The organism is Sulfurospirillum sp. UCH001 (assembly GCF_001548035.1).
Classification (GTDB): domain Bacteria; phylum Campylobacterota; class Campylobacteria; order Campylobacterales; family Sulfurospirillaceae; genus Sulfurospirillum.
The window spans coordinates 2068461-2083231 of record NZ_AP014723.1; the positions used below are offsets into that span (position 1 = coordinate 2068461).

Genomic DNA, 14771 nt, shown 5'->3' on the forward strand with positions numbered 1-14771 from the left:
GAAATCATAACAACCACTAGAGAGAAAGTAGAGAGAAACGCTAGAGGGTTATTTCAAAAACAGCTCCTATATCGCTGTTATACGCAGATAAAACGCCATTGGCATTTTTCTCAATGATGGACTTACTCATGTAAAGTCCTATGCCTGTTCCACTCTTTGCATGTTTCGTACTCACGTAGGGTTCAAAGATTTTCTCTATTGGCTCTAATGTAATGCCCCCGCCATTGTCAGCAATCTGAATGAGCGTTTTTCCCTCTTTGCATTTTAGGGTTATTTCTATCTTTGGAGCATGAATACCACGTTCTAAAAGAATATCTTTTGCATTACTGATAATATTTAAAATAGCTTGAGCAAACTGGCTAGGATAACCTTCAATTTCATACTCACCTTCTTCGTGAAACTCTAGTACGATATGATGGTTTTTTAGAGCTGGTTCAATTAATTCAAGCGATTTGCGAATCGCGTCATTAACGCAGTAGCGCTCTTTTTTATTATCGCTTGCAAAGAAATTGCGAAAATCATCAATGGTCTTTGACATGTAGGCGATTAAGCCTTCTGAGCGTTTGATGCGATCTTCAAAGACAGCAGACGTGAGTTTTTGTTTTTCCCAAAGGATTTGCAAGTTCATGAGTGTTGCACCTAGTTCACTCAGAGGTTGGCGCCATTGATGGGCAATGTTTCCGATCATCTCACCCATACTTGCAAGTCTGCTTTGATGCATCAAGATTTGCTCATTTTCCATGCGTCTTGCGATCTCTTCATTGACACGAAACTCTAGCGTATGGTTAAGCTCTTTGAGATTTGCTTCGCTCTCTTCAAGGCGCAAAATCAAGACATTAAAACCATAATTGAGGATAATGAGCAGCACTGCCATCATGCTCAGTGCGACAAAAAATGCTTCATAAACAGCATCAAGAAGTTTTTGCTGTTGATCACTGATATCTTGGAAGAAAAGAAGCTCTGCCAAGTCATCACCAAGAAGTCCTTCTAGCTTAATCGCATGAGTGATATAGGTGCTTTTTTTATTTTGAGAAATTTCGCCATCATGCAAACTAATCCCCAAAAGTGCTTCATCGGAAGGTATAAACTCCTCTCCTTTAAAGAGAATGTAACCTTTGAGGTTTGAGAACTCTTCAACTTCGTTGAGAAAGAACTCAGGCGCAATCGCAAACTCTAACATGCCAATGATTTTTTCATTTACAAAAACAGGAACCATGATATGATACGCCGCATAATGCTTCGAGAAGAAGAAGCCTACTTTTGGCTCTTTAGGAACTTCTCCATTTTGCGCTATTTCCTCTTTTTTCGGTTCCTTACCAAGGTATGCTAGCAAAGATAGATTTTCATCATAAAAACGAATCCCTAATAAATAGGGGTTTTCCTGTTTCAAGACATTCCAGCGAAAACTTGAAAGACCTGTCAGTTGCGCCACATTTTTTTGCTCAAGGGCTTCTTTGATACCATAGGAGTCAAGATTGGCATAGGCGCGATTGAGGTAAAACGCACTGGTACGTTTAAGTGTCATCGCATAAATGCTATGAATTTGTGCCGCATAATCTTTACGTGATTTTTCAATCCCATCGCGTACATCCACATAACGCATCAAACCGAAAATCGTCGCCATCGCTAAAAAAAGCATCAGCACGAAAATCATAGTTTTGGTTTTCGTAGAAGGAGATGAGAGTGCTTTAATGTATGACAAGTTTATACCCTATACCAAAAACGTTCTCGATGCTCTCTTTGGTCAACTTTTTACGAAGCTCTTTAATCAATGCTTTGAGTGCATCTTTGTTTCCGCCCTCACCTGCCCAGATAGCTTCTTCAAGCTCTTCAAATGAGATCACACGATTTTTCTGACGCAGTAGATATTCGAACAAAAGACGCTCTTTCTTACTCAACACAAAAGAGACGCCTTCATTCACCAAGTCTCCTGTTTCTGGGTCATAAAAAAGATCACTGCCCACTTTTACAACGCCACCATCGCCCCACTCATACATCCAAGCAGCGCAGGTTTTAAGGGCATCTAAAAAACTCTCTTTGGAAAAAGGTTTGAGAAGGTATTTGCAAATATTAAGCTCTATGGCTTGTTGAAAATAGACAGGCTCCGCATACGCACTCATGATGATCACAGGTACTCTTTTGTAAGAACTGCGAATCTCTTTTAAAAGTTTAAGTCCATCGCATTTTGGCATACAAATATCGAGCAATAAGATATCTGGTTTATGCTCATCAAAGAGTTCAAGTGCCTCTTCACCATCTTTTGCTTCAATGACTTTATCAAAAAATAGCTCCAATGTTTGCGTGACACTTTTACGTAAACTCTCTTCATCTTCAGCGTATAAAATAGTTAAGCGCTCAAAGAGAGCAAGAGGATTGTGCATAGCATTCCTTATGAAAAAGGACTATTCTAACGCACATAAAATGAATTGTCAAATCACTTGCATTCTTAGAATTTTAATGGCGTATCACACCCAAATCAACACAAGCGATATGGGTAGGTGATGTTTTAGCGCTCTTTTTGAGTACACCAAAAATCTCATTGAGTTCATTATCATCTAGGTCATGTTGATACCCAAAACCATGACAGATCACTGCTGCACTAACTGTCATAAGCGGAAAAGGCTGAATAATGCCATCACGATTCTTTGCCATAATATAACCAGAGTTGAGCCCCTGCTCACAGTAAAAACTCTTAATATCTTCTGCAAATTTTTTCACAATTTCTAATACAATACCATAGACTTTCTCAAAGCTATCGTCCTCTTTCAAACTCCAGCCCAAAAAAAAGTCATCGCCTCCCACATGCCCGACCAAACACTCATCAAACCCTACAGTACTTTTCAAGATATCTGCAAACAGGGTAATCGCACGATCACCTTTACGAAAGCCATAGTTGTCATTAAACGGTTTGAAGTTATCAAAGTCAAAGTACGCCATCATCACTTTCTCTTTACCATCCATCGCATTGGCGACAAATTCATTGATGATGCGATTGCCTGCAAGCCCTGTGAGTGGATTTTGGTCTTTGGCATCAACGATGTTCTTTTCATTCACAATGTCTAACAGCACTTTAGAACTAAGATAACCTACATATTTTTCATTTTCCGTAATTAAAATCGCATCATTATCATCATCAAAGGCATAGATTTTCAAGATCTTTTCAATGGGGTCATTGATGTCCGCTCTACCACAATGTGAGATAATTTTTTTGAGGCTTCCTTGTGTGAGATTATACAAAAGGGCTTTGCCATAGTTAGAGTAAATATACGCCTTAATATCGGCATCTTTGATAATCCCAAGCGGCGTCATATCGCGTGCTAAGACGGGAACAAAGTGTGTCTTTTTATCGGCTTTGAGTACCTCGTACACTTCATTGATATGCGAATCCACAAAGACCGTGTGACTCTTTTGCAGATACTTCTCAATATTGGCGATTTTTCCATTTTTACGTTTGTTATGTTGTGAAACGTATTTGAGATGCTCATACGAAGAGACGATTTCAGTAACATCTCGTGTGGGCTTTTGCACGAAATAGCCTTGCACCATGTTACACCCAAGTTTTTTACACTCGATGTACTCTTCTTCACACTCAACCCCTTCTGCAATCGTGAAAATGCCCATCGCTTGAGCAATCTGAACAATAGAGCTGACAAAGAGTTTTTTCTTTTTACTGAGATGAATTTCATTGATAAAAAAACGATCAATTTTGATGAAATTAGGATCGGCATTAAAAAGCATTTGAAGCCCTGAAAAGCCTACACCAAAATCATCAATCGCCATTTTATAGCCTTGCTGTTTATACAAATTAAGTACCAATTTGTCCACACCTGCATACATACCCACTTGATGTTTTTCAGAGAGCTCAAAACAGATATTTGACGTCTCCATCTCATAGGTTGAAAGCAGTTCACACGTATAGCCTGACTTAAAGTCTGGCATCATGGTAATGCGGTTATCGAGATTGTAAAACAGTTTGATATGTTTGGAAAAAGGAAGAAGTGAAAATTTATGAATGGCTTTTTCTCGCAGTTTTACATCAAGCAGATAGAGTGTTTTTTCACTATAAGCGGTATCAAAAATGCAGTCAATCGTGGTAAACCCTGCTGCTTCATAGTTGCGAATCAGTGCTTCTACGGCATAGAGTTTACCCGTATAAATATTGACAATGGGTTGAAAGGCAAAATCAGCAACTTCAATAAGCTTTTGCCATTTTTCGTTAAGCATTACGTACAAATCCTTCATTGCAAATGAAGAAATCATACTCTTAAGCGATTACTAAATCATTACATTCTTATCAACATTAATCGCAATTTTCTACACAGATTTTATGCGGAATCACTTGCCCACCACATCCTACAAAACAGTTATCATAGCTCTGTTCACATCCGCAGTTCGTGGTACAAAAGCTTTGTTGATTGACTAAAATTTCCTCAAATGTTGGTCGAGCTGGAACCCACGGTTCTCGTGGTCTATCGTGACTTAATCGGTTCATATAACGGCGTAATTCATCCCGCTTTTGACAGGCATAAGGGTCTTTGTCACGTTCGCACTTGCTTTGAAAATGGCTGAGATCTCGACTGTAATCGTAATAATCTCTTTGCCAACGGTGCATCTCCATCTGATAAAAACCATAATCTATCTGGTAACGACTATACGCTACTTCATACGCACGTTGCTCATCAACCTCAACAGCTTTTGCTTTAGCATAGGCATCATCAAGACAATACTGATAATTTTGCTGACATTGATTTTGACAATTTTGACGAATAAGAGAACAGTTGTTAAGGCACGACTGAGACACCGAAGATGCAGGAGGAATATACTGATTTTTAATCACATAACGAGGGCCACACCCAACAAAGAACAGTGCGACCAACAGCCAAAATAAATGCTTCATAGAGCCTCTTTTAAACGTTTTGGCGTATTATAGAGTAAAATCGTGAAGTTTTGGTGAAAATCAGGGCTGAAGAACTGAACCTTTTAGGTAATTCGCCACGATTCGATCATACATACTGCTTCCCTTGCTATCAATCTCTTTTAAGCGATTGAGCTGTGTTTGCATGATGTTAATCTGCTCTTTTGGAACCCCTTTTCCCGCAGCAATGTAATAATCGGTATTGAGTAACACATGTGCCATTTTGTACTGAGATACATCTTGTCCTTCACTGACTAAATGATACACAAACGGAACGTCCGTATAGACTAGAGCATCAATTCTTCCATATTCCAACATCTTATAACCTTGAATCGGTGTTGAAACACGCGTGATATTGAGCCCATGGTTTGTCCCAATCTCTTTAAAAAGTGTCTGTTCTGCCGAAGTCTCTTTGATAGTTGCGATACGAAGATTTCGAAGTGCTTCGATGGTATTGCCCTTTGGAACCACGAGGCTGCGTTTCGTGATAGCTCCTAGTTTGACGGTTGCAAGAGGTCCAACCCATTGAAACAGTGATTCACGGTCTTTTAAACGCGCTGTACTGATTAAAAAACTATTAGGGTGAGCAAGAGCTTCATTGTAGACTTTATTCCATATATCAAGGTCAATCTCTTCTTGTGAAAACCGTGGTCTGATGGTTGCTAAACTCGCTTCTAAAAGATCAAACCCTAAGCCTTGAACCACTCCTTTATCACGAAAATTAAACGGGGGATTTGGTCCTGCGTACACCACGGGGTCAGCACCCAAAAGGGTAGTAACACCCAGCCATCCAAAAATCACTCCATACCAAGTCAAGGCTCGAAGACGCATTTTTTGTCCTTACATTATTCATTTAAGAAAGGCCAGCAGTCAAGAAACTTAAAAATATATTTAAAATAAAACTTAAAATTGTAACACATACAGACTTATGTGAAACTCAAAATATGAGAAAGTGACGAAAAAATGTGGAAAGAAGTATCACTCTTCTTTAGAGGTCATATAGGAGAGGTAAAGAATGTTGCTCATAGCACCACTGCTTAAAATCATTGCCATCACAACAATTTGGTAACGCACGGCAATGAGGGGATCAACGCCTGAGAGAATTTGTCCTGTCATCATTCCAGGCAAAGAAACAAAGCCAACCGCTAAAAAAGAGTTGATTTGAGGCATCATGGAAGCTTTAAACGCAATAGAGCGCGCTTTGTACTTATCGTGATGTTCTCTCTCTTTTTCATATCGCTCTGCAGCTAGAGAGATTGCGTTCATAGCATTGGCATAAATCATCCCGGCAAGGGGAATAACATAGCGAGGATCAAGAGGATTGTCTAATTCTAAAACACCCCATAACACCAGTGCTAAATTGAGTGTTCCACCCAGTGCGATAGAAATCAAAATCGCTGCATACACTTCAAAATCTTTTCGATGAATATTGCGCCTTGCGATGAGGGATGCTGTTGTTATCATCACAGCAACCAAAAGGGCTAAAAGCCAAAATGCGTTGGTTTCAAACAATGACGTTAACACATAGCCTATCACGATTAATTGTATGCTCATACGCAGTGTCGCAAACGCAATTTCTGTTTTCTTGCCAACCCATCTGTAGTAAAAAAATGCGACGATGAAAAGTGGAGGAAGAAGATAAAGTAAGTTAAAAAGTGAAATAGTGTGCATAAAAAATTCCAAAGAAGAGGGAGAGTGCTACAACACTCTCCACAATAAACTCTATTTTTGTTGACTCATACGAATCGCAGCTGCGATGGCAGCAATACGCTCATTTTTTGCTTCATCTTCTTCAAGATGTTGAATCACATCCATAGTAAATGTCGGAAGTTTTTTATCAAGGTATGTTGTATTGAAAACACCCTCTTTAAAGTCATCATCACGTACAATTTCACGGTGAAGTGGAATGTTGGTTGGAATCCCCGCAATGATAAACTCATCTAAAGCACGTCTTGATTTACGCACAACACCATCCCAATCCAAACCTGTAACAATGAGTTTACCAATCATCGAGTCATAATTGGTTGGGACAATATAGTCTTTGTGACCAATAGAGTCCATTCTCACACCAGGACCACCTGGTGAAAGATACGTTGAAATACGTCCAGAAGACGGGATAAAGCCATTTTTAGGATCTTCCGCATTGATACGGAACTCGATAGCATAACCACGGAACTTAATATCTTCTTGCATAAATGGAAGCTTTTGACCTTCTGCAATACGAATCATACGGTAGATAATATCCACACCAGAAATCGCTTCAGTAATGGTGTGTTCTACTTGAACACGGGTATTCATCTCAATGAAGTAGAAATTGTCATCTTCATCGACCAAATACTCAACCGTTCCAACGCTCTCATATCCTAGTTTGATCATCGCTTTTTTAGAAGTTCTAAGAAGCTCTTTTCGCACAGAATCATTAAGACGTGGACTTGGAGCAATTTCAACAACTTTTTGGTGTTTTCTTTGAATTGAACAATCACGCTCCGCTAAGTGAATAACGTTACCATATTTGTCCGCAACAATTTGAACTTCAATATGACGAGGATTTGAGAGGTACTTTTCAATAAACGCATCACCTCTTCCAAAAAAGCGCTCCGCTTCTTTGGTTGCTGCTTCAAACATAGGAACGAAATCTTCCTCTTTTTTGACAATACGCATACCTTTACCGCCACCACCAAATGCTGCTTTGATGATAACAGGGAAACCAATCTCCTTGGCAACTTTTACGGCATCGTCTATGTTTGTAATAGGCTCATCTGTTCCTTCAATAACAGGAACACCTACAGCTTTCATTGCAACCTTTGATGCCATTTTGTCACCAAAAAGCGCGATGTGCTCGGGCTTTGGTCCAATGAAGATAATCCCATTGTCAATACAATGTTGTGCAAAATCAGGATTTTCAGACAAAAAGCCATACCCTGGGTGAATTGCGTCCGCACCTACTCTTTTGGCAACTTCGACAATATTTTTGTAATCCAAATAGACTTTAATTGGATCACCTTCCAGTAAAACACTCTCATCTGCTTTACGGACCCATACGCCACTTGCATCTATTGTCGAAAAAATAGAGACGCTTTTTATATCGAGCTCTTTACAAGAGCGAATGATTCTGAGTGCTATCTCCCCACGATTAGCAATCAACACTTTCGTAATTTTCTTGGTCTCCATTACCAGACTTCCTCCTAAAAATAATCCGCTAATTATAACACCCAATCTTTAAACGAAGCTCTGCGTTAAAGACATAATTTATACATAATTTCCTAAAGCCAATCCTCACGCTTAACACTCTCGTCTATATCGCGTCCCATGCGTTGGTGCAATGCCCAATAATAATCAACAAATGCTTTGACATTGTGTGATGTTGGCAGATAAATTCCCTCTTCTTTGAGAGCAAATTTTTCTAAAAAGAGTTTGGCATCTCCTTTTGCAAGATAGTGCTTTAAAAGTTCTGTATAAATTTTCAGATACCATGCTTTGAGTGCTTCATATTTTTCTAACGAGAGATCTATCTGCAATTTCTCTTCAAAGCTGAGTACCCCCGTTTCAAAAAGACCTGTAAGGTGAATCAACCCTTCACAATAATACGGCTCAACTTCGCCTGTTTTCATCCATGCAATCAAGCCTACTGAGCGTTTAATGGTATCGCGTAAGAGTGCCATTTTAAGGCTTTCGTCTTCATTCATAAAAAATGCGACAAGCCCTCCTGTTGTAGCTTTAAACTCTTCTATATTTTTAAATACCCCACTTTGATTCATCTTGGTTTCGGTGTCATTATCCATCCATAAAATATGCCCGAACTCATGTCCGATGGTGCTCACCTCATACACGTGATGCCATAAGGTGGCTTGATGGAAAATCAACTCTCTTTCTGCATCCATAAACTCTTTTCCGAAAACCTCTTGATTGATTTTTAAAAATGGTTTTGCTCGAAGAGAATCTAAGATGTTATCGGAGAATGCAAAGATTTTTTTGCCAAGTTCTTGACTTACCGTTTCATCATTAGGAACCACTTGTGCTGAGAAAAGTCCATTGAATTCAGCCGCATAAAAAAGTGCTGGTCGTCCGATGTAGAGCTGAACACGTTTGAGATTAGAGAGCACATTCTCTTTAACCGCCAAAGCACCTGCGCCATTTTGATCAAACAAGCGAATAAACATCTTTAAAATGCGATCAAATGTCTCATATGCACCTTTATTCTCAGGATTAGAAACTCTCACATCCCATTCAAGTGCTACAGCTTTTTTATAGTGGTCTTCATAGTATTCAAGAGGATGTCCGATTTGAATAGGTGCAGTAATTTTCATCCATTTACGATCTACATCTGCCCATTTTGCGATAAGTTCGCTACGCTCTTCTTCACCAAAGGCTGCATCCAGCGCTTTGAAATAGTCGATGTAAAATGCTTTTTGATCCCAATCAGGATCTTCCATCTCGCTTAAATCATCGCAAAGACTCTGCAGTGCATTTCTCACCTGATTGACCTCTTTAACAAATGCTGTCGCATAGGCTTTTGCGATATAGCCACCTTCTACTTTTTCCAAAACTGAGTACGACCTATCTCCATCTTCACCTGTTGGAGAGGGATCAAGCAGACCCTTTTCATGCAACATCTGTGCAATAGCTTCTGAATTTTTGTTGTATTCAAGTTCCAAGAGCGGATTGATGGTATTGATGATGTGCTCATTCCACGAAGATTGCCATGTACTCATCGCCATGCCTACTTCATGAACACCACGCAAAATACGACGGTAAAACGGTGAAAAGAGCCACTCTTTATCCACAAGAGAGAGCAATTCAGCATGTGATTTAAGATAAAACTCTTTTACCCAAAGATACGCTTTTTCTTTTGCCGCTGTAATAAAGACCTCATCTTTACCCTCTTTTTCTAGGGCTTGCACCATCTGTTCATCACGAAGATTAATCAAACGTGTCAAGGCTGCCACTCTGTTTTCGCGAATCAAAGAGAGTTCAATACTCTCTAAAAACGTATCGATAAACGTCTCAATACGTTTGTCGTAATTTTCGGACTCAACAATACTAAAATAACTCCCTAATGCCCTTTGGCGCTCACCTAAAAGTTCATAAAACCGTTTTAAATCATTTTCAAATTTTTGACTCATCTGCATTCTCACATTTTTTCGTGTTTTTTTAAGTATAATTTTATCTCCCCTTATATCATGAAGAGATTAACTATTACCTTAATTGTGTGACATGACGCACACTTAAGCAAATCGTTATCCATGATCAAACGAGCATAAAGACCGTGAACACTCTTTAAAGGAAACAGAAAATGATCAGCCGTTACGAATCCATCAATACCTATCTCAATCGAGGTATTATTGAAGCCAATATTGCCTATGCAAAAATGCATCAGAGCTCTTTTTCTATGGTTAAATTTGGATTTGATGTGGATTTGGAAGATGCTTTTTTCTTTAAAGACTTGATTGCATTCATTCATACAGAACTTGGTTTTCATACCCTTTTGCAACAAGGTGTTGACACGTTTGTCATCATATTGCGCGATATTAAAATTCACCATGCTAAAAAAGTGCTCAAAAAGTTAGAGCACAACATCAAACAGACGTTTAAGATCGAAATTAAAAATATTGGTATTACTCTTTTTGATGCCACAGATTCGTACAAAAGCCTGCTTGATCGTTTGGATAAATACTATGTCATGTCCCGCCTTTCAACTCGCAAAAAAATCTTTTACGGGACATTGGATTTTGACTTCTATGAAACACAAAATAAAAACGATGTTCTTGCCTCTATTTTACGAAAAGAAAAAACAGTCACCTTACACAATCTTTACAATGGTATTCCCATCAAAGAAGAGGCAACCATTGCTAAATTTGATGAGGGCATTGCGCAACTTAAAATCACAACACCGAAGATTTTCTACTACACAAAAGAGAGTTTTACATTTATCCAGCACGATAAAATACCAAGCATCATCAAAGCTAAAATCATCAAAGTTGATCCTTCAAAATCCTTAGTAGTTCTTGCAAATTTAGAGTTTTTAGATGCTTCCCCACTCGATCGAAGCTACATCAGAGTACAACCTCAAAAGCCTATCAATGCGACACTTTTACTCAATAAAATCAAACTTCTTGATGGAACACTAGAGACCATTTCAGAGAGTTCGGTTGTATTACATGTCAAATTGACAGATATTGAAAAAATCATTCATAAAGATCTTACGGAAAGAGACTTCGAAATTGCCTTCCAAATTCCAACCGAAAAAGGTTTTTTAACCATGATTTCGGCTAAAGCAAGCATCTTTAGCATTATTAACGAGACCATTGTCATCAACATGCAGCCCAACACCTTTATGAAATCAAAACTCAAACAGTACGTTGCACTGCGACAAAATGCATTGTTGGTAGATTTAAGACAACAACTGAAACATATGAGTTAATCAGATTTGAACCATTTTTAGAGCTCAAATCAGATACCTATAAAGTCACATTTTAAGAGCTATTGCATGGGTGTATTTCATTATTAAAGGAAAATGACTACATTCATTTGCTAAAGTTATAGGATTAAAAATGAGGATGAAATAATATGGCTGTTCTTTGGGATGCTTTAAATGATGTAGGGATGCTAACGATTGCACTCTTGCTTTTATCATTGGCAATTGCATTGTTTTATGAAATGATTAATGGCTTTCACGATACTGCCAACGCAGTTGCAATGATTATCTACACACACTCTATGAAAGCAAAATATTCTGTTGTGATGTCTGGTATTATGAACTTTTTAGGTGTTTTGATGGGTGGTATTGGTGTTGCTTACGCCATCGTTCACTTACTTCCACTTGACATCATGGTCGAAACCAACCAAAATGCCGCTTTAGCGATGGTTTATGCACTACTTATCTCTGCGGTTGTATGGAATTTTGGTACATGGTACTTCGCGCTTCCAGTCTCTAGTTCACACTCATTGATTGGTTCTATCATCGGCGTAAGTGCAACATTCGGTCTTCTAAATGGATTTGATCTTGCGCACAGTGTTAACTGGACAGTTGTTTATAAAGTACTAGCAGGACTCGCACTTTCTCCACTAATAGGTGTGGGATTTGCATTTATCCTGATGAAACTCTCACGCAAATACATTCAAAACCCAAAACTCTTTAAATCACCCAATGATGAAGACAAAAAGAAACACCCAAGCTTCCTAGCACGTATGGGCATCGTAGCAACAGGTGCAGGGGTGAGTTTTGCACACGGCTCAAACGATGGTCAAAAAGGTATTGGTCTTATTATGATCATTCTGATTGGTATTTTGCCAAATTATTATGCGCTTAATATGGACTCTCATCACTATAGAATCACACAGACAAAAGATGCCGCATCAAATTTAGCAAAGTTTTACGAAGACAACAGCGAAACCATTGTGCAGCTTGTCAATGAAAAAAGATTGATCAGCGCATTGAAAACAAATAAAACCATTGCAGAGTGCAATGTAGAACAAATTCACTCAACGATCTCTTCCGTTGCTTCTAAACTCAATAACTTAAACTCCTATTCTGAATTATCAACTAAAGACAGATGGAGTGTTCGTACATCTATTTTATGTACCGATAACTTCTTCGCTCAAGCAGAAAAAATCTATTTGATTTTGGACAAAGACAAATCTGATTATATCACCAGCCAAAGAAAACTACTCGTTGCTCCAATTGAATATGCCCCATACTGGGTTATTATGGCAGTAGCCCTTGCTATTGGTATTGGAACAATGATTGGATACCAGAGAATCGTACATACCATTGGCGAAAAGATTGGTGCAAAACCCATTAACTACATGCAAGGAACGGTTGCTCAAGCCACTGCGATGATTACCATCTTACTTGCCAACTTTGCACATGCACCTGTTAGTACTACCCATATCTTATCGAGTGCTGTCACCGGGTCCATGGTTGCAGAACCTGATGGTGGTGTTCAAAAAGGAACTATCAAAATCATTCTGCTTTCATGGCTGTTCACATTGCCAGTCACAGCATTACTAGGTTCTGCTCTTTACATGGTTCTTAATTTCTTTATGAAATAACCAAAACACACGCTTTTTCTTGTTTTATAACGCCCAAATTTTGGGCGTTATCTCTATTTTTTCCCTACTCTTTTAAGGATACTTATCGTGTTATTTTCACAACTCAATCTCAGTGCGCCCATTTTAAAAGCTATTGGCGATGAAGGCTATACCACTCCAACACCAGTGCAAGAAAAAGCCATTCCTGCTATTTTAGAAGGCAGAGACATGCTTGCTGGTGCACAAACAGGAACAGGTAAAACCGCTGGTTTTACACTTCCTATTTTAGAGCTTCTCTCAAAAAAGCCTCACAGTAAAGGTAAACCGCTTCTTCGTGTGCTCATCCTTACACCAACCCGTGAACTTGCAGCGCAAGTGGGTGAGAGTGTAAAAACCTATGGTAAGTACTTGCCATTTAAAAGTGCAGTCATTTTTGGCGGCGTTGGAATTCATCCGCAAATTCAAGCACTACGTTCTGGTATTGATATTCTTGTAGCAACGCCTGGACGTTTACTTGACCATGTTTCGCAAGGTACGATTGATCTTAGACATATTGACACCTTTGTGCTTGATGAAGCAGATCGTATGCTTGATATGGGCTTTATCAAAGATATTCGACGCGTCATCGCCCTGCTTCCAGCCAAACGTCAAAATTTACTCTTTTCTGCGACCTACTCCGATGAGATTAAAAAGCTGTGTGAATCCATCCTTAAAAATCCAGCGATTGTTGAAGTCGCACGTCGCAATACCTCAAGTGAGTTGGTCAATCAACGAGTCATTATGGTCGATTGTAAACGTAAAACCGCTCTTTTAGGAAAACTCATTACGGATAATAAATGGACACAAGTGCTTGTGTTTACACGTACCAAACACCATGCCAACAAAGTCTCTGATTACCTTGTCAAAATCGGCATTAGCTCCGCTGCCATTCATGGCAATAAAAGCCAAAGCGCTAGAACAAAAGCACTGGCTGATTTTAAAAATGGAGTGATTCAAGTTCTTGTTGCAACAGATATAGCTGCACGTGGACTTGACATCGACCAACTTCCTCATGTCATCAATTTAGAACTTCCAAATATCGCTGAAGACTATGTTCACCGCATCGGGCGAACAGGACGTGCAGGCAATAATGGTGAAGCCATCTCTTTAGTGTGCGTAGATGAGCATGAGTATTTAGCGGGCATTGAAAAGCTCATCAACCGTAAATTTAAACGTGAAATCATCGAGGGATTTGAGCCAGACCCTACTATAAAAGCAGAACCGATTCAACAACGAAGAAACTCAAAACCGCAAGGGCAGCCAAAACGTAGAGAGAATGCTCCAAGAGAATATGTAGAAAAAAGAAGAGATAAAAAAAGATGATGATCTATGTTGATGCTGATGCCTTTCCAAATGCACTCAAAGAGATTTTACTTCGAGCTATCTTGAAGCGAGGCATCACAACACACTTTATCGCCAACAAAAAGATACCGCTTCAAGACTCGCCGCTACTTCATATGGTTATCGTCCCACAAGGGGCGGATGAAGCGGATCATTACATCGTAGAGCATGCTGAAAACTCCGATATCGTCATTACTGCAGATATTCCTTTAGCCGACCGATTGGTCAGTAAAGGAGTACTTGCCCTTGATCCAAGAGGAACCATTTATGATGAAAGTAACATCAAAAGCTTACTTGCTATGCGTAACCTGATGCAAGAACTGCGTGATGCAGGTGAAATAACAGGAGGGCCAAGTGCGATTGGTGAAAAACAAAAACGTGCGTTTGCCGATGCCCTCAATGCCCTCTTACAGAAAAGACCTATCAAACACGCCTAAATAAACTC

General features: G+C 39.2%; 12 protein-coding genes. 4 read left to right on the forward strand and 8 right to left on the reverse strand.

Annotated elements, in window-relative coordinates; all coding sequences use genetic code 11:
* Nucleotides 1–40: 40 nt before the first annotated feature.
* The 8 genes from UCH001_RS10340 to ciaB form a co-directional block, all read right to left on the reverse strand.
* Entirely contained in the window at nt 41–1702 is a 1662-nt protein-coding gene (locus UCH001_RS10340) for an ATP-binding protein (RefSeq protein WP_067177580.1), read from the reverse strand.
* Nucleotides 1689–2381, reverse strand: coding sequence for a response regulator transcription factor (locus UCH001_RS10345; protein ID WP_067177583.1), 693 nt, complete (start codon nt 2379–2381; stop codon nt 1689–1691). The genes UCH001_RS10340 and UCH001_RS10345 overlap by 14 nt, the downstream gene beginning before the upstream one ends.
* A gap of 73 nt (nt 2382–2454) precedes the next feature.
* Nucleotides 2455–4224, reverse strand: coding sequence for a GGDEF domain-containing protein (locus UCH001_RS10350; protein ID WP_067177584.1), 1770 nt, complete (start codon nt 4222–4224; stop codon nt 2455–2457).
* A gap of 76 nt (nt 4225–4300) precedes the next feature.
* A complete protein-coding gene (locus UCH001_RS10355) occupies nt 4301–4897 on the reverse strand; it encodes a hypothetical protein (RefSeq protein WP_067177586.1) in 597 nt (198 codons plus the stop codon).
* Between the two features lie 60 nt (nt 4898–4957).
* Entirely contained in the window at nt 4958–5746 is a 789-nt protein-coding gene (locus UCH001_RS10360; RefSeq protein WP_067177588.1) for an ABC transporter substrate-binding protein, read from the reverse strand.
* Nucleotides 5747–5893: 147 nt separating this feature from the next.
* Nucleotides 5894–6586 (reverse strand): ABC transporter permease, encoded by a 693-nt coding sequence (locus UCH001_RS10365; protein WP_067177590.1) that lies wholly within the window; start codon nt 6584–6586, stop codon nt 5894–5896.
* A gap of 51 nt (nt 6587–6637) precedes the next feature.
* Nucleotides 6638–8086 (reverse strand): acetyl/propionyl/methylcrotonyl-CoA carboxylase subunit alpha, encoded by a 1449-nt coding sequence (locus UCH001_RS10370; RefSeq protein ID WP_067177591.1) that lies wholly within the window; start codon nt 8084–8086, stop codon nt 6638–6640.
* Between the two features lie 92 nt (nt 8087–8178).
* Entirely contained in the window at nt 8179–10038 is a 1860-nt protein-coding gene (gene ciaB / locus UCH001_RS10375) for an invasion protein CiaB (RefSeq protein WP_067178521.1), read from the reverse strand.
* Nucleotides 10039–10208: 170 nt separating this feature from the next.
* On the opposite strand from ciaB, the gene UCH001_RS10380 reads away from it, so the two are divergent.
* The 4 genes from UCH001_RS10380 (at nt 10209) to UCH001_RS10395 (ending at nt 14763) form a co-directional block, all read left to right on the forward strand.
* A complete protein-coding gene (locus tag UCH001_RS10380; RefSeq protein ID WP_067177593.1) occupies nt 10209–11336 on the forward strand; it encodes a hypothetical protein in 1128 nt (375 codons plus the stop codon).
* A gap of 146 nt (nt 11337–11482) precedes the next feature.
* Nucleotides 11483–12967, forward strand: a complete 1485-nt coding sequence (locus UCH001_RS10385) for an inorganic phosphate transporter (protein WP_067177594.1) — start codon at nt 11483–11485, stop codon at nt 12965–12967.
* An 87-nt stretch (nt 12968–13054) separates the two neighbouring features.
* A complete protein-coding gene (locus UCH001_RS10390) occupies nt 13055–14308 on the forward strand; it encodes a DEAD/DEAH box helicase (protein ID WP_067177596.1) in 1254 nt (417 codons plus the stop codon).
* Nucleotides 14305–14763 carry a YaiI/YqxD family protein gene (locus UCH001_RS10395; protein ID WP_067177598.1) on the forward strand — a complete coding sequence of 153 codons (459 nt, stop codon included), beginning with the start codon at nt 14305–14307 and terminating at the stop codon, nt 14761–14763. Before UCH001_RS10390 ends, UCH001_RS10395 begins: the two co-directional genes overlap by 4 nt.
* Nucleotides 14764–14771 lie beyond the last annotated feature (8 nt).